The sequence below is a fragment of the Chryseobacterium sp. UF-81 genome, assembly GCF_058245105.1.
Genome location: NZ_JBSIBX010000006.1, coordinates 130,902 through 156,241 on the forward strand (window position 1 = coordinate 130,902; position 25,340 = coordinate 156,241).

A 25,340-nucleotide genomic window follows, 5' to 3' on the forward strand; every position below is an offset into this window, starting at 1 on the left:
ATACAATGACGAATCTAAATGTATCCACAGAAACAGAAATCAGCGGAAGCCGGATCATCCTTGAAGCATTTCTTCAGGAAGGGGTAAAAACCATATTCGGTTACCCCGGCGGAGCCATTATCCCAATCTATGATGCCCTTTATGACTATAAAGACCAGCTGGAACATATTCTGGTCCGCCATGAGCAGGGAGCAGTCCATGCAGCCCAGGGTCTTGCCAGGGTTTCCGGAGAGGTAGGCGTGGTGCTTGCGACCAGCGGTCCCGGGGCAACCAACCTGGTGACAGGCTTAGCTGATGCTCTGCTGGATAATACTCCCATTGTGTGCATTACGGGACAGGTTTTTGAACATCTTCTGGGAACCGATGCATTTCAGGAAATTGATGTGATTAATATCACCAGCCCCGTTACGAAGTGGAATTATCAGGTAACCGATGCCAATGAACTTTCAGAAGTATTGGCCAAAGCATTCTATATCGCAAGATCAGGAAGACCCGGCCCGGTATTAATCGATGTCACGAAAAATGCCCAGCTGCAAAAGGTTCCGGACAGAGGTTACACGCCTTGTGATTCTTTGAGAAGTTACAGGCCGGATCCTGTTCCCCATATGGAACACATCGAAAAAGCATCCGTCCTTATCAATAATGCAGAACGGCCGTTTATTATTGCCGGACAGGGAATTATGCTGGGAAAAGCAGAAAAAGAATTTCTTCAGTTTGCTGAAAAGTCGGGGATTCCGGTGGCATGGACTGTACTGGGAATGAGTGCTATTCCCACAGATCATCCGCAGGCTGTAGGAATGGTAGGCATGCATGGAAACTATGGACCGAATATCCTTACCAATGAATGTGATGTCCTGGTTGCAGTAGGAATGCGCTTTGATGACCGTGTGACCGGGAGACTGGATCAATATGCCAAACAGGCAAGGATCATCCATCTGGATATTGATAAAGCAGAGATCAATAAAAATGTAAAAGTTGAGGTTCCGGTTCTTGGAAACTGCAAAGAAACATTACCGCTTCTTACACAGCTTATAAAAGAAAGAGAACATACAGACTGGTACCAGAAGTTTAAAGACTGCTATCAGATTGAATATGATAAACTGATAAACCACGAATTACATCCTTCCGGAGGAGAAATCACAATGGGAGAAGTGATCCGTCAGCTGAATGACATGACTCAGGGAGAAGCTGTAATTGTAACAGACGTAGGGCAGCACCAGATGGCAGCCTGCAGATATTCATCGTTTAAGAATTCCAGAAGCAATATTACCAGCGGAGGATTGGGAACTATGGGATTTTGCCTTCCTGCGGCAATAGGAGCTGCTTATGGTGGGACAAACCGCCCGGTCATTGCGGTGATGGGAGATGGAGGAGCTCAAATGAATATTCAGGAATTGGGTACACTGATGCAATATCAGCCCGATATCAAAATCTTAATTCTTAATAACTGCTATTTAGGAATGGTAAGACAGTGGCAGGAGCTGTTCCATGAAGAAAGGTATTCCTCCGTAGATATCCAGAGTCCGGATTTTGTGCAGGTTGCCAAAGGATATCATATTCCGGGAAGAAAGGTAAGCCAGAGGGAGGAACTGGAAGCAGGCCTTAGTGAAATGCTTTACCATCAAGGAGCTTTCCTGCTGGAAGTCATGACCGGAAAGGAACATAATGTTTTCCCAATGATTCCTCAGGGGAAAAGTGTTTCAGAGATTGTACTGACAAACAATAAGACATAATAATATAAAATACAAAAAAATGAAATCAGAAAACAGGGAATACACGATAACAGCCTACACAGAAGATTATCTGGGGCTGATTGGCAGAATCAATGCTATTTTTTCAAGGAGAAGGATCTCTATTGTGAATTTCAACGCAGGACCTTCTGAGATTGAAAATGTGAAAAAATTTGTGATCATTATCAGAGAACCGGAAGAATCTGTACGGAAGATCACACAACAGATGGAAAAACAGGTCGATGTCCTGGAAGTTCATTATCACAGAAACCCATACCTGACCGCAATAGTACATGCGAGCTGATGGTGAATAAACTAAAATATAATTATCAACAAATAAAAAATATAAAAAAATGGCAAAATTGAATTTTGGCGGAGTAGAAGAAAACGTAGTAACAAGAGAGGAATTTCCATTGCAGAAAGCCCAGGAAGTATTAAAAGATGAGATTGTAGCTGTGATCGGCTATGGCGTACAGGGGCCGGGACAGGCGCTTAACCAGAAAGACAACGGAATCAATGTGATTGTTGGTCAGAGGAAAAACTCCAAATCATGGGATAAGGCTGTAGCAGATGGATTTGTACCGGGAGAAACATTATTTGAAATAGAAGAAGCCTTACAGAAAGGAACGATTATTTGCTACCTGCTAAGTGATGCAGCCCAGATCGAATATTGGCCTAAAGTTAAACAGCACCTTACCCCTGGAAAAGCGCTGTATTTTTCTCACGGTTTCGGAATTACCTTTAATGAACGTACAGGAATTGTTCCGCCTGCTGAGGTTGATGTATTTCTTGTTGCGCCCAAAGGATCAGGAACGTCATTGAGAAGAATGTTCCTGCAGGATCGCGGGCTGAACAGCAGTTTTGCCGTATATCAGGATGCCACTGGAAAAGCAAGGGAAAGAGTTACTGCTTTAGGAATAGCCATCGGAAGCGGATATTTGTTTGAAACAGACTTTAAAAAAGAAGTGTTCAGTGACCTGGCGGGAGAAAGAGGAACCTTGATGGGTGCAGTACAGGGAATATTTGCTGCTCAGTACGATGTATTGAGGAAAAACGGACACAGTCCTTCCGAAGCATTTAATGAAACCGTTGAAGAATTAACGCAATCATTAATGCCTTTGGTTGCAGAAAACGGCATGGATTGGATGTACGCAAATTGCAGTACCACAGCCCAAAGAGGCGCACTGGACTGGTGGAAACGTTTCAGAGATGTTACCTCTCCCTTATTTGAGGAATTGTATGACAGTGTTGCCAAAGGAGATGAAGCTCAGCGTTCCATCGACAGTAACAGCAAACATGATTACAGAGAAAAACTTGAAGTAGAACTTACTGAGCTTAGAGAAAGTGAAATGTGGAGAGCGGGCAAGACCGTCCGAAGTCTCAGACCAGAGAACAATTAATCAGAAAAAATAATGGAAGAAACGTATCCTTCTGTTTTGGGCAATGTCTATAAAGCAGCAAAAAGACTCAGGAATGTAGTGGTAAGAACACCCCTGGCTATTAATAATCATCTTTCCGGCATTTATGACGCGAAGATAAGTTTTAAAAGAGAAGATTTGCAGCAGGTGAGATCCTATAAAATCAGGGGAGCTTACAATAAAATGGCGGTGATGTCTCCCGACAGCCTGGCAAAAGGTATGGTTTGTGCCAGTGCAGGAAATCATGCTCAGGGAGTAGCTTTTGCATGCAGCACTATGAAAGTGAAAGGAACTATTTTTATGCCTTTGCCCACGCCGGGACAAAAGCTGGAACAGGTTAAAATGTTTGGAGGGGATGATATTGATATTGTGCTTTACGGTGATACGTTCGACGAGGCTAAAGATGCTGCCCTGAAGTTCTGTAAAGAGAATCAGAGTATATTTATTCATCCGTTCGATGATCAGGATATTATTAATGGTCAGGCGACAGTGGCACTGGAAATTCTTGAACAGTCGGATGAACCTATTGATTATCTTTTTCTTCCGATTGGAGGTGGTGGCCTGGCTGCAGGGGTTTGTTCTGTATTCCGGGAATTGTCACCCCATACGAAGATTATAGGAGCAGAGCCTTTTGCAGCGGCAAGTATGAAAAAGGCTCTTGAAAAAGGAGAACCTGTACTCCTGGAAAAGATCAGCCGTTTTGTAGATGGAGCCGCAGTACAGCAAGTAGGAAATCTCAATTTTGAAATTTGCAAAAATGTGCTGTACGATATGGCTTTAGTGGATGAAGGAATGGTCTGCGAAACCATTCTTTCCCTCTACAATAAAGATGCTATGGTCGTGGAACCTGCCGGAGTTCTTTCTGTGGCTGCACTGGAAAAATATAAGGATCAGCTCAAAGGAAAAAATGTAGTCTGTATCATCAGTGGGAGCAATAATGATATTACCAGGATGGAAGAGATCAAAGAAAAAGCTCTTTTGCATGCAGGCTTAAAACATTATTTCCTGGTAAGATTTGCACAGCGTCCGGGAGCTCTGAAAGATTTTGTGATGAATGTGTTGGGACCGAATGATGACATTACTTTTTTTGAATACACGCAAAAAAATTCAAAGGAGAAGGGAATTGCGGTTTTAGGAATTGGCCTGAAGAACAGTGAGGATTTTATTCCACTGCTCAATAATATGAAAAAGTATGACTTTTTTGTCAATTATCTGAATAATGATCCGTCTTTAATGAATCTGCTTATTTGAAATGTTGATTAAGGTGTGTTGTTAAGGCGCAAAGATTTTATCGTCGATATATTTAGCACTGTTGATTTATTTAAAATTTACAAAAAATTGATTTTATAACTGCTATAACCTGACTTCTGAAAATGGAGCTTTAAGAAAATAAATTCTGTGAACGTTAAGAAAATTCTACTGTCCGAAGCGCGGGACGAAATCAGATTCTCAACACAGACTGCTACCACGCAAGTTTTAGAATTTTTAGAGAACAGAATGTATTTTTAACGGAAGTTTCCCGGTTTTGAACTTTTGATTCTTTTGTTTCAAGACAAAAGAATAATATTAGATATTTCACATAATCTATTGTTAACAAGTAAAAAGCAATCAAAAGAATAAAGTGAAAATTGCTTTGTGGCTACGCTTCCTGTAGACAGAAGCAGGCTCGGCGGCCCGAAGGGTCGCCGAGCCTTTTTATCTCTCAAGCGTAAAATTAGAAATCACTTTTGGACGTTCAGCCTCATTGGCTACTTTCCAGGATGTCCTGTACATCCATTCCGTCATTTTATAAAGCTTTTTATAGTTGATGTTTTCGGATTCATCCTGAGGCGTATGGTACTGATCATGCAGTACGCTGGTGAAAAATACAGCCGGAATCCCGATTTTTGCATATGGCAAATGATCACTTCTAAAGTAGAAATACTCAGCGTGATTCGGAGAATCCCAGTCTTTCAGGTATTTGAATTTTGTACTTTCATTATTGGCATCCTCAGCCATTTTTACCAGTTCCTCAGAGTTTTTATGCGGGGCAATTCCTCCCAGAAGAGCAGCTTCATTATTATCATTTCTTCCGATCATATCGCCATTCAGAACGGCTACGATCTTTTCTTTCGGAACGACCGGATGAGCAGCGTGCCATCTGGAACCCAGCAATCCTCTTTCTTCAGCACCATGGAAAACAAACAGAATACTTCTTTTTCCCGGCTGTTTTTTGTAGGCTCTGGCCATGGCAAGCAAGGCTACGCATGTACTGGCATTATCGTCAGCCCCGTTGTAAATTGTGTCATTTTTTACAGGATGCCGGATGCCGTCGTGATCCTGGTGGCCGCTTAGCAAAACGTATTCTTCCTTAAGGGCAGGATCCGTACCTTCAATTTTTCCGATGATATTTACAGAAGGGTATTTATAGGTTTCTGTGATCAGGTTCAGAGCAATTTTAGGATTGTTTTTCACCCAGTCTGCATTTTCTCTTTTGATCCATAAAACAGGAATATTATCCGTTATTTTTTCTCTCAGGCCTTGTACGCCGTAAGTTCCTCTCGTCATTTGAGGAAGAACTTCAACCCAGCTTTTTTCGGAAATATCATCTGTGATGAAAATAATGGCTTTTGCGCCCAGTTCATAAGCTTTGTTGTAATATTTTGTTCTTACAAATCCAGGATATCTTCTAACGAAAAGAGTCATTTCCTTGTCGATATTTTTATCAGAAGCATTTACCGCAAGAACTTTTCCTTTGATATTTAGTCTGGAAAGTTCCTCAGGTTCTGTATTTCCTGCGTAGACAACCTCGGCATCAATCACTGAATTTACAGGTTCTGCAACGAGGAAATCTTTCCATAGCTTCAGGCTGCTGTTTCCGATTTTCAGACTGCTCTGAGGAGTTACCTGATGCCTGTACATATCAAAAAACTGGAAGAATGTACCATTGTCACCCGCTGGTTTCATTCCGGCTTCTTTGGCTTTGTTGGCAAGCCACATCGAAACTTTTAATTCATCTAAAGTTCCTGCTTCACGTCCCCAGAACTGATCTGCAGCCAGCTCATACATGTCTTTCCTTAAATCGGCTTCCTTAATGGCAGAGACCAAAGGTTTTTTATAATTCTGAGCATTTCCAAGGCTGAACAGGAGAATACTCAGTATAGAGAAGACATAATTTTTATTCATCTAAAAATTTTAATTGAAGTTAGCCAATTTATCTGAGAACTGTTTTGAAAATTCTTTTCTGTCTTCTTCCAGTTTTTCCTCTTCAGCAGGAAGGATATAATTGAAAAGTACTTTATCTTCATTATCAAGAAATATAATTTCCTTTTCATTACCATCGATCATTTGCGAAAAAATCTCCCACATTGAAGTGTCTTTTAGTTTTAATAATTCAAAAAACTGTTCCGCTTTTATTTCTATTCTCTGCATGTTTCGGTTTTATGTATTTATAATGTTGTTTAAAATTCTAATAGTTTCAACTTAAACTGGATGGCAAAATTCTGTTTAAAGTTGGGTGTGGTATAGTATCCGACTCTGTAGAACAGCCCTAAATTGAAGTAGCTTGACAAGAAATTATTCCACTCAAGACCCACTTCCTGATAAAGGTGATCCAGCTTTCTGAACCTGAACTGGTGGTATTCCGGGTGCTTCATATCTCCGATTGTTCCTCTCAGTACAAAATCAAAGCTCGAAATATTCTGTCCGAAACTTTTAAAATACAAAGGAAGCTTGTGGGTGAAATAATAGGCAACGAATTTATCATTGTAATACTTTCCGCCCTCCAGCGTTGCAAAACCAAGATAAGACGTGAAGTTGAAATTAAAATCCTTTCTCGGAGAAGCCAGTCCGTTCATGGTAAAATGCTTCCAGATTGGCGCTTCACCCAATACGATTCCGCCGTACAATCTGAATCCGGTAGTTCCCAACAGGGTCTTAAAATTATGAACGAACAGCGCATCAAAACGGGTATAATTGAAATCTCCGCCCAAAACTTTGTAGCTCTGCTCATAGTTGAAATACAGCTCGGGATATTTCTGGTCAATAATGGACTTTCCCTGAGGGGTCATAATATTTGTAGAATTCGGAGAATATTTTAAAGTAAACAATGTGTTGAAATTATCAAACTCACCGCCTTTACCCTGAAATTCATAATCAAATTTAGCCTCTTCAATATTTCTTTTTGCGGCAAAAACCAGGGTCAGTCCGTTCGTAACATCGTTCAGATAGGATAGGGAAGCCCCTCTGTAATGATAGTACTTATCATTGTTGATGTTATTTCCGTAATTCATGGTTCGCATCTTGAAATTCCATAGTCGTCTGTAGAATTCTCCCGATGCCGTTACATCATTATAATATTCAGCTCTGAAAAATGAATTTTTATCCAGAGATGTCTTCATATCCAGACCGATCCCGTATTTCCATTTATCATCTTTAAAACCGTAGGCGAAATAATAATCCGGTGAGAAATAAGGATTAAAAGTTTCATTAAGCTTTGCTTTTAAACCAAGCCTGAAGCCTTCGTATAAGTTATAATTCACAATTTCATCTACGGCAAAATCTACAATTCCCATCCTGATCTGTCCATTAATAAGTCCCGTCAGGATTTTAGCCTTGCTGTCGATATTATATTTTTTGCCCAGACTGTCTATAGTAGTATATGTATTACTTTCTCTTTCCGTGAGGGGATCGGTCCTGTATTGGTCCAAGAGATGCCCGTCTGCATTTTTCACCGAAAATGTATATCCTTTAAAATCATTCTGTTTTTCTTCAATAGGCGATTTGAAGTCAAAATAAGTGGAGGTGAGAAAAGCATACGTTCCGAAGCTTGTTCTGTCTTTTTTCTCATGGTGTTCTTTGGTCTTTTCTTTGTCTTCCTCTTCCATGGCAACCCTGCTCATTCTTAGTTTTACTTTTTCCTGAGCCAGGAACCATTTGTTATTATAGAAAATCCAGGTACTTGTAATAATACCGTCGTTTTTGTTTTTGCTGAAATTTTCGATCTTCTGGATACCGTAGGTTTCGGTGTCTATATAGATTGCGCCATTATATTTTCTCTTTTTATCAGGTTTTTTGTAGTTTACTTCCCGGAAGCGGATCACGAAAGTTTTTCTTCCGTTCACTTCAATGGTATCCGAAAGAAAAAAACGGTAAAGACCTCTGTTTTCCTGTTTAATCTGGTTGGGTATTTTATCTCTGTTGCTCTGCTGGATGGCAATCATTTCGTAGATCGGCTGTCTCAGACCTGAAATCCTGTTGTCCAGGATGTTAATCTTTTCACCATATTGTTTGGAATATAAAAATTCCTGAGCCCTTTCCCACAGAAAGAGCTTACTTTTTGAAAAGATCTGTTTAGCAGAAATATTATTTAATGAATCCTTTTCCCTCTTTTTCTTGAAAAACTCAGTATTATTAAAAAACTGATTAAATTGCGAGATACTGTCCTGATCGATATCCAGGGAAATTTTTTCGTAAGATTTAAAAGAATAGGAATTTAAACTTTTTGGTGAATTCTCCCTGAACATCCTGTTCACTTTTTTAAGGATCTCCAAAGCCCGGGGATCGCTTCGGTCTTCAATGATGACGGTTTCAATATCAGTCGTTTTTGATGTTTTTTTCAGCATCGAAACTTCCATGTCTGCTTCAACAGATGCTGTCTCCTTCTGATATTTTTCCGCCTGGATTTCAATGGTTCTGCATGATGCTTTAAATTCCAGGGTGCCCTGGATATCCGTAAAGCCTAAAATCTTCCCATCACACGAGATTTTTGCATTGGATATAGGTTTTTGGTCAATTTCGTCAATAACCTTAATCCTTGATTGGGAGAAACCAAAGAAGCAGATCATCAAAAACAATAAAACTAAAAACCTTTTCATGCAAAAACTAGGTAAAAGTAGTAATATTTCTGCTTTGGGGAAAGTTTTTAGTTAATTGTTGAATGGTATAATTTTTTAATATAGATTTACTGAAATTTTTTATAAACACATTAAGATGAAAAAATCAATTATTAAAGGATTGGGCTTATTTCTTTTAGCCATTTCTTTTAACGTACAGGCTCAAACGCAGAATATCTCTGCGATGACTCAACAACGCGATATGTTCAAACTTCAGACCGATTTAATGAATAAACAGATCAGTCTCGAAACTGAAAAACAGAACAATGCCAAAATTTCAGGAAAAACTGATGGTCTGAACAGTCAGTCGGAGAGAAAGACAGATAAATTTACTTCTTCTGATCCCAATACAACGGCTAAAGATGCCAGAAAAACTGCAAAACTTCTAGGGCAAACAGAATCTGCAAACAGAGCACTTCAAAGAAGTAACAGAAAGATTGCTTCCATTGAAAGGGATATCAAAAAACTACAGATGATGCTTGACAAGTATAAATACACAGTTGAGATTAAAGAAAAATAATAAGGGAGCCAATTGGCTCCCTTTTATTTCTATATATTCAAAGCTTTCTGGTAAGCATTCTCCAGACCGTCAAGGTTTTTACCACCGGCTGTGGCAAAGCCCGGATTTCCTCCACCGCCGCCCTGGATTTCTTTTGCCAGGTCTTTTACGATAGCTCCGGCCTGATAATCTGCAGCCAGATCGTCAGAAACACCTACAGTGATCATAGGCTTTCCATCCGCATCAGAAAGAATAATCGTTACCGAGTTGGGGATTTCTCTTTTCAGCTGGAAAACAATGTCTTTAACAGAACCCGCATCCAGGGAAGTTTTCTTCACCAATAGCTGTTTGTTGCCTTTCTGCTCATAAGCGTTTTTCCATTCGCCGATCTCTCCTTTTGCTTTCTCCTTTTTAAGAGCTTCCACTTCGGATTTTAAAGAAACATTTTCTTCAATCAGTTTTTCAATAGATTTTACAACATCTTTGGATTTCAATAGTTGGGAAAGCTCATGAATCTGACTCTCCAGGTTTTTGAAATACTCTTCAGATTTATCTCCTGAAATGGCTTCAATTCTTCTGATCCCTGCTGCTGCAGATCCTTCGGAAGTAATTTTAAAATGACCGATTTCGATTGTATTTTTAACGTGAGTTCCACCGCAGAGCTCCTTAGAACTTCCGAACTGGATCATTCTTACACTGTCACCGTATTTTTCACCGAATAAAGCCATAGCTCCTTTATCCAAAGCCTCCTGGATAGGAATGCTTCTGAACTCCTGCAAAGCAATGCTTTCTTTAATTTTGTGGTTTACTTTTTCCTCTACCAAAGCCAGTTCCTCTTCCGTCATTTTATTGAAGTGAGAGAAGTCAAAACGAAGATAATCAGGGCCTACGTAAGAACCTTTCTGTTCCACGTGTGTCCCTAAAACCTCTCTTAATGCCTCATGTAAAAGGTGAGTTACCGAGTGATTCGCCTGGGAGTTTTTTCTGTCGGCAGCATCCACTTTAGCGTAGAAAACAGCTCCGGCATCTTTAGGAAGACCATTGATTAAAGAAATGATCAGTCCGTTTTCTTTTTTAGTTTCTAAAACTTCAAAGCTTTCAACAGCATTTTCCAGAACACCTTTGTCTCCCACCTGGCCACCGCCTTCAGGATAGAAAGGAGAACTGCTCAAGACCACCTGGTAAAATTCTCCGTCTTTATTTTCTACTTTTCTGTATCTCGTGATATAGGTTTCAGATTCAATCTGATCATACCCTACAAAGTTTTCATCTCTTTCTTCTAAAGTTACCCAATCGTAAACTTTCTGAGCAGAATCAGCTTTAGAACGAATTTTCTGCTTTGCCATTTCTGCCTTAAATCCATCTTCATCAATGGTTAAACCTTTTTCCTCAGCAATAATTCTGGTTAAATCATCCGGGAAACCATAGGTGTCATACAATTCGAAAACTTCTTCGCTTGGCAATACTTTTGAACCGTCTGCAATGGTCTGCTGAATTAATTTTTCAACTCTGATCAGTCCGTTTTCAATAGTTTTCAAGAAAGAATCTTCCTCACTTTTGATCACTTCAGAAACCAGTTTCCCCTGCTTTTCGATTTCAGGAAAGAAAGGACCCATTTGCTCCTGAAGTACAGCCACAAGCTTATAAAGAAAAGGTTCTTTCATATCCAGGAATCTGTAAGAATAAGAAATTCCTCTTCTTAGAATTCTTCTGATCACATAGCCTGCACCGCCGTTTGAAGGAAGCTGCCCGTCTGCAATAGCAAAAGCAACTGCTCTGATGTGGTCTACCACAACACGGATGGCAATATCTTTTTCGTCTTCTAAAATTCCGGTATATTTTTTACCTGAAAGTTCTTCCACTTTAGCAATAAGCGGTGTGAAAACGTCGGTGTCATAATTGGAAGATTTACCCTGAAGTGCCATACAAAGACGTTCGAAGCCCATTCCTGTATCTACATGCTGTGCAGGAAGTTTTTCTAAACTTTTGTCCGCCTTTCTGTTGAATTCCATGAAAACAAGGTTCCATACTTCTACAACCTGAGGGTGATCATTGTTTACCAGATCAAGTCCTGAAACTTTAGCCTTTTCTTCAGGCGTTCTCAGGTCAACGTGAATTTCTGAACACGGTCCGCACGGTCCGCTTTCTCCCATTTCCCAGAAGTTATCTTTTTTGTTCCCATTGATAATTCTGTCTTCCGAAATATGCGATTTCCAGAAATCGTAGGCATCCTGATCTCTTTCAAGATTTTCAGAAGCATCCCCTTCAAAAATCGTTACGTATAGGTTCTCTTTTGGAATACCGAATACTTCAGTCAGTAATTCCCAGGCAAAAGCAATAGCATCTTTTTTGAAATAATCACCAAACGACCAGTTTCCCAACATCTCAAACATGGTGTGGTGGTACGTATCTCTTCCCACATCATCCAGATCATTATGTTTTCCGGAAACTCTCAGACATTTCTGTGTATCGGCAATTCTTGGGGCTGTAGGCGTTTTGTAGCCTAAGAAAAAATCTTTGAACTGCGTCATTCCTGAGTTGGAAAACATAAGGGTAGGGTCGTCTTTCAGCACAATAGGCGCTGAAGGAACGATAAGGTGGTCTTTACTTTTAAAATAATCTAAAAATTTTTGACGTATCTCTTGTGATGTCATAGTATTGCTTTGCTTTTAAAAACTATCAAATTTTTGATAAGATGCAAATTTAATGTTTTTAAGCGATTTGTAAATAATTTTATGCTATGTTTTGAATGGTGTAGAGTGGAGGTGCCTGTATGTTGCGGGATAAGTACAAAAAGAAAGAAGAATTTATAATTGTATACTGTTTTTAAGACCCTGGAAAGATTTCAGCACATGGGAATGCATAAAGTTTTAACGGAACTCAATCTTCTTTAAGGTAGGATTTGAGATTGCTTTACCTCCGATTCAAAATAACGATCATGATAAAACTTTGTATATTATCATTTAACTTTTTATATTCGTTTTGATATTAAATAAAGACCTCATAGATTTTATGATTTCGAAAATGAAATATTAATGATCTGCGTAATCAATAAAATGAGTTTTTATGATATTAAAGAATAAAAAATGACGAAAAACGAAGTGCTGAAAAGCTGGGTAGAACAGTATTCCGGGCCTCTTCTGAAAAGAGCAGCCTATCTGCTTTCGGATAAGGTGGAAGCAGAGGATCTTGTACAGGAAGTCTTTTTAGCGGCCTATTCGTCTTATGATTCTTTTGAAGGGAAAAGTCAGCCGCTAACCTGGCTGACAGCTATTCTGAACAGAAAGGCCGCTGATTTTTACCGGAAAAAGTATAAATCGGATCCGGAGATCCGGCTGGATCACTTTTTTGATGAAACCGGTTCGTGGAAAAATGACGGTGTTTTGAACGACTGGAATGTTTCAGAGAAAGAACCGGAACTCTTAGATAATAAAGATTTCAGTAAAATTCTTGAGGACTGCATTGAGGATTTGCCCTCCCGATGGAAGATTCCATTGAAAATGTATTATCTTCAGGAGAAAAAAGCACCGGAAGTGAGTCAGGAATTAAAGATATCTGCGACTAATCTTTGGAAGATCCTTCAGAGAAGCAGAATGCAGCTGAGGGAATGTCTTGATATCAACTGGTTTACTAACTTATAACCATATCATAAAAATGTTGAGAAAATTTATTCATATTCTGTTCCTGCCATGTAGTAAAGCTACGATGCTGATGGAAAAAAGGAATGCCAAAGCGATCTCCCAAAAGGAAGACTGGCAGCTTTCCATGCACATGAAGATCTGTAAATGGTGCAGAGCTTATGAAGAAAAACTGAAAATTTTGGATGATATTTTAAAACGGAAACTTTCTCAAAAAGAAAATACTGAAATTAATGAATCTGATATTCAAGGTGTTAAAAATAAAGTTTTGGAAAAATTAAATCTTTAGAAGAAATACTGTCAGGATTTTGAAATACTTCCGACTATACTTTTGAAAATAATAAAGTATAATTCAAAATCTTAAAGACATGAACGGAACATTACAACTTAACGGAGAATCGCCGACGTACAAAACAGGCTATTATATTTCGCTTTTTGGGGCTGCACTTATTTTACTCTGGATTGGCATATTTAAATTCACTCCTACAGAAGCTGCCGCCATTAAACCTCTGGTCGAAAACCATTTTCTTACTTTTTTCGTATATAAAATAGCAGGTGTCCAGACGGTATCAAATGCTATCGGAGCGATAGAAATTATCATTGCCCTATTACTGATCTTTAGTGTGAAATTTGCATCTCTAAGAAAGTATGCAGGAATGGGAATGATTATAACATTTCTTGTAACACTGAGCTATCTGTTTACCACTCCGGGAGTCTGGAAAATAGTGGATGGAATTCCTGTCACAGATTTTTTTATTCTGAAAGATATCATGCTTTTAGGATTTGGATTAATGATATTTCAAAAAAAATGAATACAAATAAAAATATAAAAATGAAAAATATATTAATATTACTCGGAATGATTCTGGGAATAGGAGTATTTGCAATGAGTTGTGGAAATTCAAAAAAGATGAAATCCACTGAAACTAAAAGAGAAAATGAGACCAATATGGATAGTAAAAATGTAAAAGAAGTTTATTTTGCAGGCGGATGTTTTTGGGGAACAGAGCACTTTTTTCAGCAAATTCGTGGAGTTGTAGGAACTGAAGTTGGCTATGCAAACGGAAACGTTAAAAATCCTACGTATGAGCAGGTTGTAAGTCATACGACAGGCTTTGCTGAAACGGTGAAAGTGAAATATGACCCTGAGCAGGTTGATCTTAAGCTGTTGATTGATTTATATTTTAAAACAATTGATCCGACAAGTCTAAACCAACAGGGAAATGACCGCGGTGATCAGTACAGGACAGGGATTTATTCTACAGATAAAAACACCGAAGCGATTGTAAAAGAGGAAGTTGCGAAATTATCTAAAAATTTCAGCAAGCCGGTTGTAGTTGAAACAATTCCGTTGAAAAATTTCTATAAAGCAGAAGATTATCACCAGGATTATCTCGGCAAAAATCCGGGAGGTTACTGTCACATTGAACCGGGACTTTTTGAAATGGCTAAAAACGCCAACCCGCTTCCCAAAGCAAAATACCAGAAGCAGGATAAAAAAGCATTGAAAGAAAAGCTGACTGAAGAACAGTATAAAGTAACTCAGGAAAACGCAACGGAAAGACCTTTCCAGAATGAATACTGGGACGAAACCCGTGAAGGTATTTATGTAGATATCACTACAGGAGAACCCCTGTTTATTTCAACCGATAAGTTTGAATCAGGTTGCGGATGGCCAAGTTTTTCAAAACCGATTACCAAAAAACTGATCGATGAGAAAATGGATAAATCTGCCGGAATGGTAAGAGTGGAAGTAAGAAGTAAAACAGGAGATGCTCACCTTGGACACGTTTTTACAGACGGTCCTGCAGATAAGGGCGGTCTTAGATACTGCATCAACAGTGCTTCACTGAAGTTTATTCCAAAAGCTGACATGGAGAAAAAAGGTTACGGAGATTATATCTCTCTGCTGAATAAAAAGTAATATGAAGACAGACCGCTGAAAGGCGGTCTTTTTTATTTAGATCAAATGCAAAAATTCTCTCGCGGATAGCGCAGATATTTGAATACCTAGAAATGAGCTTGAAACCTCTCTTTAATGCTCAGCATCGACATGTTCACCAGAAATAAAAATCCGAATAGGAGATAAAACGATTGTTTGGGAAGTTGAATAAGCTGCGACTCAAATGTTTGAAATTCTTTTAGCCATGTATTGTTCGATTGGTAATTAGCAAAAAGTCCTGTACCACATCGGGTAAATGAAGAATCATCCAGTATCTGAATATTCGAACCAACATAATGATGGGTAACAAAAAAGTGCCATGTTTTTTCCACATCCAGAGTGTAGCTGAATTGTCCTGCAAGTTCTACATCATTAAGTAAGGCAACCAGATCATTATAGGTGTTGCGGTCATCAAGAATAAATTCAATACCTGAATTTTTCTCATTTCTCTTCTGCAAATTCTTAATTTCAGCAACGTAAAGCTTTGTGTTTTTCTTTGCTTGATTTGGAGCTACCTTTATTTTTTTATAACTCCAGTTTCTATAAGGTTCAAAACTTAAAAAGGATGACTTCTCTCCAGCTTTTGTTTTTGCAGGAAGCCAGATATCCATAGCAGTAAAATTCACTTCCTCAAACTTCCGGTTGCCATAATACCAGAACAGCAGCGGAATAATAATAGCGCTGATCAGTCCCGGAAAGTAATAGATCTTTTTCATGAAAATGTTTTTCTTTGGATCTGAAGATTTTCTTTAATACTGAACATGGATATGTTTACTAGAAATAAAAATCCAAAAAATATATAAAATGCCTGTTTGGGAAGATTTTTCACAATATTTTCAGGATCAGAAAAACGGATATTGCTTTTTCTTTCATAATACTCTCCTCCAACTGAGCCCCCGCAAGTAGCAATATTTTTATTTGGATCTTTATAAAAATGAACTGCAAAAAAATGGCCTGTTTTTTCTACATCAATAGCATAAGTTTCCTGTTTAGCAAGTTGCATGGTATTGATTAATGACATGAAATCCTGATAATTGTTATAGTCGTCAATAATAAACTCAATGCCTGTTTCTTTTTGATTCCTTTCCTGAAGTTTTTTTAGTTCTGAAACATAGTATTGCTGATTTTGAAGGGCTGTATTAGGTTTTACTATGATTTTTTTATAGTTCCAGCTTCTATATGGTTCAAAGGTATTGTGCGGATTGTAGGTTTCTTTTGAAGGAAGTCCTAAATCCACGACAGTGTATTGTGGTTGTACTCTCTGACTTCCATAGTACCAGAAAAGCAACGGAATCAGTACAGCGCTGATCAACCCTGGAAAATAATAAATCTTTTTCATTTTCGTCCTTTTGATAAAAATAATAAAAAATTGATTATCTGGATGATTACCCTTGACTTTTAACACTATCCAAATAAAAAGTGATCGAAAGGACCACTTTATTATTTAATCTTTCAATTTTTAAATCTTTTAATCTCATATGTCTACCAATCCCTCTTTCTCAGGATCCAGTAAGAACCCCCGATAAAGATCGCAGACCAGATGATGCAGGCAATCATACTTTCCGCAGGATAATGAGCATCGTATTTTGCACCCATAACTTTCAGCATATTCAGTCGCATCAAAGGATTAGGAATCAGATTTGACATGCTTTCCAAGGGTAACAGGCTGGTGATGAAAAAATCATTTTCCAACACAGCTTTCCTCTGTTCGCCCTGCATTCCTGTTAGTTTCTGGTAAGCTTCCAAACCTGCTAAAATCTTTTCTAAGACCCAGTAAGCAAAGAAACCAAGGAATACAAACATTGATTTTCTCAGTAATATAGAAAGAAACATCAGGAAAGAGAAGAATGTAAACAGTTTTACAAAATAATTTCCTATATAATAAACCTCCGCATAAACTTTTGAAGCATCTGTAACCTTAGAATACTGATGTCCCAGAAACATTGCAATGATAAACACAATTAATGTGGAAACCGTTGTAAAGATAGTAATCGTTAAAAGTTTTGAACCTATAAATTCCTTTCTGCTCAGTCCGTCGATCGTGTTCTGCTTAAACATTCTGTTGGTGAATTCCTGGGAGATCGAAAAAACAATGATTAATCCAAGAAAGATCTTTAATAAAGCGACTATCCATGTGGTGAAATTCCAGATCTCCGGAAAATTGTAAATGCCCTGTTCTTTTAAATTGACGGTCCCTCCGAAAACATTCAGATCTACCAGTCCAATGAAAAGAAGAGCAATCAGAATGGCAAAATATAAGATAGTGAAAACCTTGAACGGTTTGTAGTTCAGGTTTTTATAATATTCTAGTTTTAATAGTTTAAGCATGGGTATTCGTATTTTTTACAAGTTCAAGAAATTGAGACTCCAGAGACAATTTTTTCTTCGTTAAATGAGAAAGGTAGATTCCTTTTTTAGCAAGCTTCTGATTCAAAGTTGAAGCAGAAATAGAGGCATCATCTCGAATCTGGGCTTTGATGATCTCGCCGTCTGCTTTCACGGCACTGAACCACTGCAATTCTTCCAAAGCATTTAAAAGGAGCGTATTGTTGTCTGCCTTTAATTCAAAATAGCCGTTGTTGGCTGTTATTTCATCCACCCGCCCGCAATAAATAGAATTTCCCTCTTTCAAAACAATGACGTGACTGCATATTTTTTCGATCTCGTCCAGAAGATGGCTGGCGATGATAATGGTAATGCCTTGTTTGGCGATATTGCTGATGATATCCCGGATCTGGATAATTCCTTCGGGATCCAAACCGTTGGTCGGTTCGTCCAGGATCATCACCTCCGGATTATTTAGCATGGCTGAAGCGATGGAGAGACGCTGCTTCATTCCCAGAGAATATGTTTTGAAAGCATCTTTTTTTCTTTCTAAAAGACCAACTGTTTTCAAGACTTCATCAATTCTTGTGTGGGGAGTTCCCTTGATCTCAGCAACAATCTTAAGATTTGTTTCAGCATCCAGATACGGATAAAAATTAGGCTGTTCTATAATAGCTCCTATCTTTTTCAGGGTATCCGGATCAGTTCCTTTCTGTCCAAACCAATACCAATCTCCGCTGGTTGGATTGATCGTAGACAGCAGCATTCCGAATGTAGTAGATTTCCCGCTTCCGTTGGGGCCTAATAAGCCATAGACATTTCCCCTTTCCACGTCAAAGGAGATATTGTTGACAACAGTCCTTTTGAATTTTTTAGTTAAATTCTTTACTGACAAAATTTTTTCCATGTAATTTGTTTTACATAGTAGTAGTCTATATAAATTAGGTATTGTTACAGTATTTTTGTTTTTTTTAGATAATATTTTTAATCCAATACCAAAATTCAATGTAATGAGATTCACGGTATTATTGTTTTATGGATGTAACTATTTTTATGAGATACAGACCTATTGAGGAAACATTACACCAAAAAACAGAACTATGAATGTTATGAAATGGATAAAAAGACTGTTAATGGCTTTGCTTTTAATAGTCATCCTGTTATTAATTGCCGGATTTATTTTTGAAAGGATATCCCGCTCAGTGGCTGAAAAAATTCAGCCCGACGGTCAGTTTGCAGAAGTTGAAAATCATAAGATACATTATCTGATGGAAGGAAAAGGTGGGCCTACAGTAGTTTTTGAAACCGCTTTCGATCCCGCGGGCCATCTTCAGTGGTATCATATCCAGAAAAATCTTCCAAAAAACTATACTACATTCTCCTACGACAGATCCGGAATTCTGTGGAGTGAGAGAGGAATCAATCCTAAAACAGGGGAGAAGATAGCCGAAGAGCTTCATAGCCTGCTTGAAAAATCAAAAGCTCCCAAACCTTATATCCTTGTCGGGCACTCTTTTGGAGGGATGCTTACCCGTTTTTTCGTACAAAAATATCCGGCGGATGTGGCAGGAGTGATATTGGTAGACAGCCAGTATCCGGCAGATGAAAAATACCTGTCACCTGAGATGCATAAAATGGTAAATCAAGGGCTTCCGGGAGGATTTCTCCAGTTTGCAAACACTTTCGGTATGGCAAGACTTATGTTTGGAAATATGTTTCCGGCCACTTCGGAGTACAAATTCCAAAACTCTGTTATGCCTGCACTGCTTTACAAAAGTGCTGATGCTACTCTGGAGGAACAGGACCATATGAAATCTATTAAAACGGAGGCTGCTGCTATCAGTTCTTTTGGCTCTGTTCCTTTGTTTGTGATTACAGCCGGAGATAAGACCAGATACGACAGCTTTATTAAAAATGAGAAATTGAAAAATGAAATGCTTCAGGCGTGGGATAAAATGCAGAAAGATTTACTGAATTTATCTACCGACAGTAAACAGATCATTGTACCGAAAAGCGGACACTATATTAATCAGGACCAGCCGAAGATCATAGAAGAAGCTGTAAACGATATGGTTAAAAAAGTCAAAACCCGATAACAAGCATCATCAACGTATAATTTTAACTTAAACCTGGAAGCAAGCACCCCAAAACTCGAATCCCAGATCACGCACCCTCAATTTTACTACATTTTCAATAGATTTTAAGATTAAAATATTAAATTTGATAGAATTAATCGGTAGTTTATGAAGTTAATTGAGTTAGCTAAAGAGCTTAATGTTTCTGCAGAAGCGATCAAACAGTTTATTCAGGATTTTGATCTTGAGCTGGGCGTCTGCATCAGTACCAACTTTGAAGTGAAGAAAGACTTCGAAAGGTTTGCCCGTGAAAACCAGGCCTTTTTAAAGCTTTATGAAAAAGATCTGGACAAAAATAAAACCCTGGAACAGATCGCTGAAGTGATCAATCAGCCCAAAGAAAAAATCGAAGAAGCGATTAAAGAAGGGAACCCCAATATTTTTGATAACGGCTTTTTCCGTTCATCAATCTCAAGCTATGGCATAGACAATAAGCTGGGTGGCAATTATCAGTTTGTCTATGATTATTTCGGGCAGAAAACTACCCTTCAACACAGAGATTTTATCGGATACAGAGATCTGTTCTTTTATATATCAGCCGTTTTAGAACCCTTCTTAAATCCTCAGCAGATCAAAGATTGGGGAATTCATAAACCTGCAGGAATTATTCTGTACGGACCCCCGGGAAGCGGAAAAATATTCTGGGCAACCAAAATCGCCGAGATCATCGGATATCAATTTAAAGAAGTCAAAAAACATTATTTGGGAACATCGTTCATAGACGGGAACAAAACCAACTTCAATGATTTTCTGCTCACTATGATGAAAGAAGAAAAAGTCCTGCTTTTCCTCGATGATTTTGATGAGATCATGATGGAAAGAAGAGCGGAAACGGATGTTGCTTCCTGTAATCTGGAAACTCAGGAGCTGATCCTGCATTATATCGGGAAATTTGAAAAAGAAGAACTGCTGATGATCGGTTCTGCCAATTCTGTTTCGGAGATTGACGAAGAAATTCTTGCTCCGGGAAGATTTGATGTGATGATTCCTATATTTCCACCCAATGCTGCAGAGCGTTCAGAAATTATTCTATATGCGATGACCAGAGAGCTTGAGGAAGATTCTCTTCTTTATAAGATTCTCAAAAACAACAAAGCAGATAAAGTTCCGTTCTGGCATGAGATCTCGTCTAAAATGAAGGCATTCAGCAATACCATGCTCATTGATTTTACACAGAGTCTGAAGAAACGTCTTAAAAACCAATATCAGAGAACTAAAAATGAAAACCTGAAGATCGATCAGAAACTTTTGGAGGCAGCTTTGAGAGATGCTGCCGGAAAGCTGACCGGAGAATATCTGGATCAGGTTGCAAGATTCCTGGCAGACACGGTTATCAATAATTTTGACGAATTCAAATTAAGGATTCAGGCTTTGAAAAAAGAGCTGGATACTTATAAAGCCGTTGAAGAGCCAAGAAGAGCAATCGGTTTTCAGCACAATGGGGAAGACGGACATGATGCTGCAAAAGGGTGAAGCCGGGTTTGAGAGCAGGAGGGTTTTGAGTGTTTGGGAATCTGATTGATAAAAGAGTTTAAGGATCTTAATCTCAGTCTAAATCTTTGCATTAGCCTAATATCTGACATCTGAAATTTAGTATCTAAAAGCTTCTGTCATTAATCATACCATAAAAATTACTCATCACTTATTACTCATTACTTATGAACAGCATCTGGGAACTGGAAACATTTTACAGAAAAAGAGATATTGTCATCATCGGAGCCGGGTTTTCCGGGCTCTGGACTGCTGTATCCATTAAGGAAAAATATCCTGAAAAATCTGTTTTAATTATTGAAAGAAATACGGTTCCGCTCGGAGCTTCAACCCGGAATGCAGGTTTTGCCTGCTTTGGAAGCTTAACGGAAGTCATTGCCGATTCCGGCAACATGGGCTGGGAAAAAACACTGGCTCTGGTTAAGATGAGGTTTGAAGGGCTCCGGAAGATCAGAAAATATTTTAAGGACAGCGAAATAGATTTTGAACTTAATGGAGGTTATGAAATTCTAAATAGCGATGAGCATTTACAGCAGTTAGATACAGTAAATGAAAAACTTAAACTAATAACCGGTCTCGAAAAAACCTATTTTCTTAACCAGCAGAAGATCGAGGAATTCGGTCTTGGGAAATCTGAATTTCTGATTGAAAACCCTTGCGAAGGAAGTCTCCATTCCGGAAAATTATTGCAGAAGCTTTTAGAAAAATGCAATGAGCTGAAAGTCGAGTTCCTTTTTGGAACAGAAGTGAATAGCATTGATGAAAATACAGGAGAAATTGAGATCTGTCTTTCGGAGGATCTATCTGTAAAATGTGATCAGATTATTTACTGTACGAATGCTTTCAGTGCACAGTTTCTTGAAAAAGAGGAAATTATTCCGGCACGGGGACAGATTCTTTTAACGGAACCCATTAACGGACTGAAACTCAGAGGAACCTTCCATTATGACGAAGGATTTTATTACTTCAGAAACCTCGGAAACAGGGTTCTCTTAGGCGGCGGAAGAAATCAGGATTTTAAAACCGAAGAAACAACCGTTTTTGAAACCACAGAATTTCTACAAAAACATTTGGAAACTTTTTTAAAAGAAGTTATTTTACCAAAGCAGGACTATAAGATTGCGCTTCGCTGGTCAGGAATCATGGCCATGGGCTCAGAAAAAACTCCGATCGTAAAACAGCTTTCAGAAAGGCAGTTCTGTGCGGTAAGGCTTTCAGGAATGGGAGTTGCACTGGCTCCGAAGATAGGAGAAATGATGGCTGAAATGATTTAATATAATAACAAATGATGAAAAAAACACTACTTATTCTGGGCTTGGCATGCTCAGTCTTTTGCCTGTGTCAGAAAACAGAAATGACAGCTGCATTTAAAACCAAAAACTATAAAGAAGCGCTTTCCTTAGGGCAAAAAGCACTTGAAAATAACCCGGATGATTTTGAGACCAATCTTATCATAACCGCATCTTATAATAGCCTTGGAGATTTCCAGAATGCTTTTCTCTATTCAAAAAAACTTGAAAATCTGGCACAGAGTGATGAACAGAAAAGTTGGACCTTCATGCAGCTACTAGTTGTACATTATGGGGTGGGTGATAAAAAAACTTCGAAGGATTATTATGAAAAGGCAAAAAAGATTAATGCTCCGGAAAAAGCAATGTCGGAATTGGCTGCCATAGGGAAACTATTTGGATTTGACGGCTTTTATGCTCACTGGAATACCATAGAAACTGAAAATATGATATTTCATTTTGAAAATTCGATCAACGAGGAAACCCGGAATGAAATTGCAAAAACAAGACAAAATGCCTTTATAAAAAACAACGAGTTTTTCAAAGCAGATCTGCCTAAGAAAATCGATTTTTTTGTCTGGGGTTCCAATGAAATTTATAACCAGTTTTTAAAGCGCAGCTTAGGATTTACTGTACCCAATTATTGCGTTTCCCATAACAGGCTGAATCAGACTGCCGGGCATGAAATTGCCCATAATCTTAGTTTTTGGCAGGGAAATAGAGGGAAAATCACTACACAGTTCATTAATGAAGGAATAGGAGTATGCTTTGATCAAAGCAGCAAAGATAAATTGGAAACGGCTAAAGAAGCTTATAAAAAATCTCCGGTCGACATCAAAAAAGTCTGGGCAGAAAACCGGAAAATTGACAGTGAAATTTTATATCCTGTTTCTGGTGCATTTGTCCGGTTTTTAATCAGGTATGATAAAACTAAATTTATTGAGCTCAATAACAATCAAACCTATGAAAATGCTAAGAAGATCTATGGAGATGAAATAGATGTTCTGATCCAAAATTTTACGGATAAACTGAAATAGTGAAGTGCTCACAAAAGAATTCCGTATTTTTGCATAAAATAAAAAATTCGTGATCAACAACGACCAGATAAAAGAAGTTCAGTCCAGAATTAGTGACTTATATAAATATCTTCAGATCGAAAAAAAGAAGATAGAAATAGCGAATGATGATGAAAAAACCGCTGCACCCGAATTTTGGGACAATCCAAAAGAAGCCGAAGTATTTCTGAAGCAGCTCCGTTCCAAAAAAAGATGGGTAGAGGATTATGAAGAGATCAGTACGCAGTTTGAAGACCTGCAGGTGCTGGCAGAATTTGCCAAAGAAGATCCGGACTCGGAAAAAGAGCTGGATGAAACATTTCCGCAGCTTGTAGAAAAAATAGAAGATCTGGAATTTAAAAATATGCTTTCCAATGAAGGAGATGAGCTTTCTGCTGTTCTTCAGATCACGGCGGGAGCCGGGGGTACGGAAAGTTGTGACTGGGCTTCGATGCTGATGAGAATGTACACTATGTGGGCTGAAAAACAGGGGTATAAAATCCGTGAGCTTAACTATCAGGAAGGTGAAGTAGCCGGAGTGAAAACCGTTACATTGGAAATCGATGGTGAATATGCCTTCGGATATCTGAAAGGTGAGAACGGGGTACACAGGCTGGTAAGGATTTCACCTTTCGACAGCAATGCAAAACGCCATACCAGTTTCGTTTCAGTATATGTTTATCCTTTAGTGGACGATACCATTGAAATCAATATCAATCCTGCCGATATTTCATTTGAAACCATGAGGTCTTCCGGAGCCGGGGGACAGAACGTAAACAAGGTAGAAACTGCTGTACGTCTCCGCCACGCACCAACCGGAATTATTATTGAAAACTCAGAGTCCCGTTCCCAGCTTCAGAATAAAGAAAAAGCCATGCAGCTCCTCCGTTCAAGACTTTATGAAATGGAGCTTGAGGCACGTATGAAAGCAAGAAATGAGATAGAGGCCAATAAAATGAAAATAGAATGGGGCAGCCAGATCAGAAATTATGTGATGCATCCGTATAAACTTGTGAAAGACGTTCGTTCCGGTCACGAAACCTCAGATGTGGATTCCGTCATGAACGGAAATCTTACACCATTCCTGAAAGCCTTCCTGATGGCCGATGGTACCGCTGTTTCAGACGATGATATGGACTTGTAAAATATCATGTCCGTATTTTAGTTAAAATCTTATAATTAATTTTTGTTTAAGACTTTTTACGCTTACTTTTGTTGTTAATCGTTATATATGGAAGATTTCAATAGCTGGAGAGATTTACTGAACCCCGAGTTTTATATTAAAATGGGTGGGTTCTGGCTTATTTTATTTATTGTTTTTGCTGAAACAGGTCTTTTTGTAGGATTTTTCCTGCCTGGAGATTCATTACTGTTTGTGTCAGGAATTTACGCTGTTGAAATTATCAAAGAGACTTTTGGCTCCACCGGGAGCGACTTTTTAGATACGACTATTCTGGCTTCCTGTGTAGCACTTGCTGCTATTATCGGGAATGAGGTTGGATATTATTTTGGCGTGAAAACAGGTCCCGCTTTATATAAAAAGCAGGATACTATGCTGTTTAAGAAGAAATACCTTTACCAGGCCCACGACTTTTTTGAAAAGCACGGAGCATTGGCGATCATTATGGCCAGATTTTTACCAGTGGTAAGAACCTTTACTCCCATAGTTGCAGGTATCGTGAAAATGGACAAAAAAGAATTTTTGAGAGATAATATTATCGGTGCTGTTCTTTGGTCATTCATTCTGATCTTTGCCGGACATTATCTGGACAAGCTTTTCCAGGAGCAGTTCGGTATCAATTTAAAAGAGAAGCTGGAGCTTATTATTATCATCATCGTGTTAGTAACAACACTTCCGGTAATCATCAAATTTGTTTTCGGGAAAAAAGAAGATTTCTCTAAATACGAAGACAAAGAGCCTGAATAAGACTACAAATACAAAAAT

Annotated in this window: 23 protein-coding genes; 15 read left to right on the forward strand and 8 right to left on the reverse strand. The window is 38.5% G+C overall.

Translation table 11 applies throughout. The annotated features are described in order from the left end of the window. Window positions 1-5: 5 nt before the first annotated feature. Genes ilvB through ilvA form a run of 4 tightly spaced genes read left to right on the forward strand, consistent with a single transcriptional unit; the run spans window position 6 to window position 4,399 of the window. Window positions 6-1,733, forward strand: coding sequence for a biosynthetic-type acetolactate synthase large subunit (gene ilvB, locus AC4IFE_RS10560; protein WP_490756908.1), 1,728 nt, complete (start codon window positions 6-8; stop codon window positions 1,731-1,733). A 19-nt stretch (window positions 1,734-1,752) separates the two neighbouring features. After that, the gene (locus AC4IFE_RS10565) at window positions 1,753-2,034 is read left to right on the forward strand and encodes an ACT domain-containing protein (protein WP_490756910.1); all 282 of its coding nucleotides are present in this window, start codon (window positions 1,753-1,755) and stop codon (window positions 2,032-2,034) included. 49 nt (window positions 2,035-2,083) lie between these two features. After that, window positions 2,084-3,130, forward strand: a complete 1,047-nt coding sequence (ilvC, locus tag AC4IFE_RS10570) for a ketol-acid reductoisomerase (protein ID WP_490756911.1) — start codon at window positions 2,084-2,086, stop codon at window positions 3,128-3,130. A 12-nt stretch (window positions 3,131-3,142) separates the two neighbouring features. Continuing rightward, window positions 3,143-4,399, forward strand: coding sequence for a threonine ammonia-lyase (ilvA, locus tag AC4IFE_RS10575; protein ID WP_490756913.1), 1,257 nt, complete (start codon window positions 3,143-3,145; stop codon window positions 4,397-4,399). A 444-nt stretch (window positions 4,400-4,843) separates the two neighbouring features. Here the strand turns inward: ilvA and AC4IFE_RS10580 are convergent, their stop codons facing one another. From AC4IFE_RS10580 to AC4IFE_RS10590, 3 genes are read right to left on the reverse strand one after another with little or no spacing between them, the layout of a single operon-like run. Further along, window positions 4,844-6,313 (reverse strand): M28 family peptidase, encoded by a 1,470-nt coding sequence (locus tag AC4IFE_RS10580; RefSeq protein WP_490756915.1) that lies wholly within the window; start codon window positions 6,311-6,313, stop codon window positions 4,844-4,846. A 9-nt stretch (window positions 6,314-6,322) separates the two neighbouring features. Continuing rightward, on the reverse strand, window positions 6,323-6,559 hold the full coding sequence (locus AC4IFE_RS10585) for a hypothetical protein (RefSeq protein ID WP_490756916.1): 237 nt from the start codon (window positions 6,557-6,559) through the stop codon (window positions 6,323-6,325). Window positions 6,560-6,588: 29 nt separating this feature from the next. Continuing rightward, the gene (locus AC4IFE_RS10590) at window positions 6,589-9,003 is read right to left on the reverse strand and encodes a hypothetical protein (RefSeq protein ID WP_490756917.1); all 2,415 of its coding nucleotides are present in this window, start codon (window positions 9,001-9,003) and stop codon (window positions 6,589-6,591) included. A gap of 115 nt (window positions 9,004-9,118) precedes the next feature. Here AC4IFE_RS10590 and AC4IFE_RS10595 point away from each other — a divergent pair, with 115 nt between their 5' ends. Further along, entirely contained in the window at window positions 9,119-9,541 is a 423-nt protein-coding gene (locus AC4IFE_RS10595) for a hypothetical protein (RefSeq protein WP_490756919.1), read from the forward strand. Window positions 9,542-9,570: 29 nt separating this feature from the next. Here the strand turns inward: AC4IFE_RS10595 and alaS are convergent, their stop codons facing one another. After that, a complete protein-coding gene (alaS, locus tag AC4IFE_RS10600) occupies window positions 9,571-12,174 on the reverse strand; it encodes an alanine--tRNA ligase (RefSeq protein ID WP_490756920.1) in 2,604 nt (867 codons plus the stop codon). A gap of 432 nt (window positions 12,175-12,606) precedes the next feature. Between alaS and AC4IFE_RS10605 the strand changes: the two genes are divergently transcribed. The 4 genes from AC4IFE_RS10605 (at window position 12,607) to msrB (ending at window position 15,082) form a co-directional block, all read left to right on the forward strand. Further along, on the forward strand, window positions 12,607-13,161 hold the full coding sequence (locus AC4IFE_RS10605; protein ID WP_490756921.1) for a sigma-70 family RNA polymerase sigma factor: 555 nt from the start codon (window positions 12,607-12,609) through the stop codon (window positions 13,159-13,161). A 13-nt stretch (window positions 13,162-13,174) separates the two neighbouring features. After that, window positions 13,175-13,447 carry a hypothetical protein gene (locus tag AC4IFE_RS10610; protein WP_490756923.1) on the forward strand — a complete coding sequence of 91 codons (273 nt, stop codon included), beginning with the start codon at window positions 13,175-13,177 and terminating at the stop codon, window positions 13,445-13,447. 79 nt (window positions 13,448-13,526) lie between these two features. After that, window positions 13,527-13,970: a DUF417 family protein gene (locus AC4IFE_RS10615; protein ID WP_490756925.1), complete on the forward strand. Its 444-nt coding sequence runs from the start codon at window positions 13,527-13,529 to the stop codon at window positions 13,968-13,970. A 20-nt stretch (window positions 13,971-13,990) separates the two neighbouring features. Further along, window positions 13,991-15,082: a peptide-methionine (R)-S-oxide reductase MsrB gene (gene msrB / locus AC4IFE_RS10620; protein ID WP_490756926.1), complete on the forward strand. Its 1,092-nt coding sequence runs from the start codon at window positions 13,991-13,993 to the stop codon at window positions 15,080-15,082. Window positions 15,083-15,168: 86 nt separating this feature from the next. Here msrB and AC4IFE_RS10625 read toward each other — a convergent pair whose 3' ends face one another. The 4 genes from AC4IFE_RS10625 to AC4IFE_RS10640 form a co-directional block, all read right to left on the reverse strand. Continuing rightward, a complete protein-coding gene (locus tag AC4IFE_RS10625) occupies window positions 15,169-15,816 on the reverse strand; it encodes a hypothetical protein (protein ID WP_490756927.1) in 648 nt (215 codons plus the stop codon). After that, window positions 15,813-16,439, reverse strand: a complete 627-nt coding sequence (locus tag AC4IFE_RS10630) for a hypothetical protein (RefSeq protein ID WP_490756929.1) — start codon at window positions 16,437-16,439, stop codon at window positions 15,813-15,815. The genes AC4IFE_RS10625 and AC4IFE_RS10630 overlap by 4 nt, the downstream gene beginning before the upstream one ends. Before the next feature lie 143 nt (window positions 16,440-16,582). Then, window positions 16,583-17,428 (reverse strand): ABC transporter permease, encoded by an 846-nt coding sequence (locus tag AC4IFE_RS10635; RefSeq protein ID WP_490756931.1) that lies wholly within the window; start codon window positions 17,426-17,428, stop codon window positions 16,583-16,585. Further along, window positions 17,421-18,332, reverse strand: coding sequence for an ABC transporter ATP-binding protein (locus AC4IFE_RS10640; protein ID WP_490756932.1), 912 nt, complete (start codon window positions 18,330-18,332; stop codon window positions 17,421-17,423). Before AC4IFE_RS10640 ends, AC4IFE_RS10635 begins: the two co-directional genes overlap by 8 nt. Before the next feature lie 193 nt (window positions 18,333-18,525). Between AC4IFE_RS10640 and AC4IFE_RS10645 the strand changes: the two genes are divergently transcribed. The 6 genes from AC4IFE_RS10645 to AC4IFE_RS10670 all read left to right on the forward strand — a co-directional run bounded on the left by AC4IFE_RS10645 (window position 18,526) and on the right by AC4IFE_RS10670 (window position 25,322). Further along, the gene (locus tag AC4IFE_RS10645) at window positions 18,526-19,521 is read left to right on the forward strand and encodes an alpha/beta fold hydrolase (RefSeq protein WP_490756934.1); all 996 of its coding nucleotides are present in this window, start codon (window positions 18,526-18,528) and stop codon (window positions 19,519-19,521) included. A 147-nt stretch (window positions 19,522-19,668) separates the two neighbouring features. Continuing rightward, window positions 19,669-21,033, forward strand: a complete 1,365-nt coding sequence (locus tag AC4IFE_RS10650; RefSeq protein WP_490756936.1) for an AAA family ATPase — start codon at window positions 19,669-19,671, stop codon at window positions 21,031-21,033. 185 nt (window positions 21,034-21,218) lie between these two features. Continuing rightward, window positions 21,219-22,325 carry an NAD(P)/FAD-dependent oxidoreductase gene (locus tag AC4IFE_RS10655; protein WP_490756937.1) on the forward strand — a complete coding sequence of 369 codons (1,107 nt, stop codon included), beginning with the start codon at window positions 21,219-21,221 and terminating at the stop codon, window positions 22,323-22,325. Window positions 22,326-22,339: 14 nt separating this feature from the next. Then, a complete protein-coding gene (locus tag AC4IFE_RS10660) occupies window positions 22,340-23,377 on the forward strand; it encodes a tetratricopeptide repeat protein (protein ID WP_490756939.1) in 1,038 nt (345 codons plus the stop codon). Between the two features lie 49 nt (window positions 23,378-23,426). Then, a complete protein-coding gene (gene prfB, locus AC4IFE_RS10665; protein ID WP_490756941.1) occupies window positions 23,427-24,539 on the forward strand; it encodes a peptide chain release factor 2 in 1,113 nt (370 codons plus the stop codon). Between the two features lie 87 nt (window positions 24,540-24,626). Continuing rightward, window positions 24,627-25,322: a DedA family protein gene (locus AC4IFE_RS10670; protein WP_490756943.1), complete on the forward strand. Its 696-nt coding sequence runs from the start codon at window positions 24,627-24,629 to the stop codon at window positions 25,320-25,322. Window positions 25,323-25,340 lie beyond the last annotated feature (18 nt).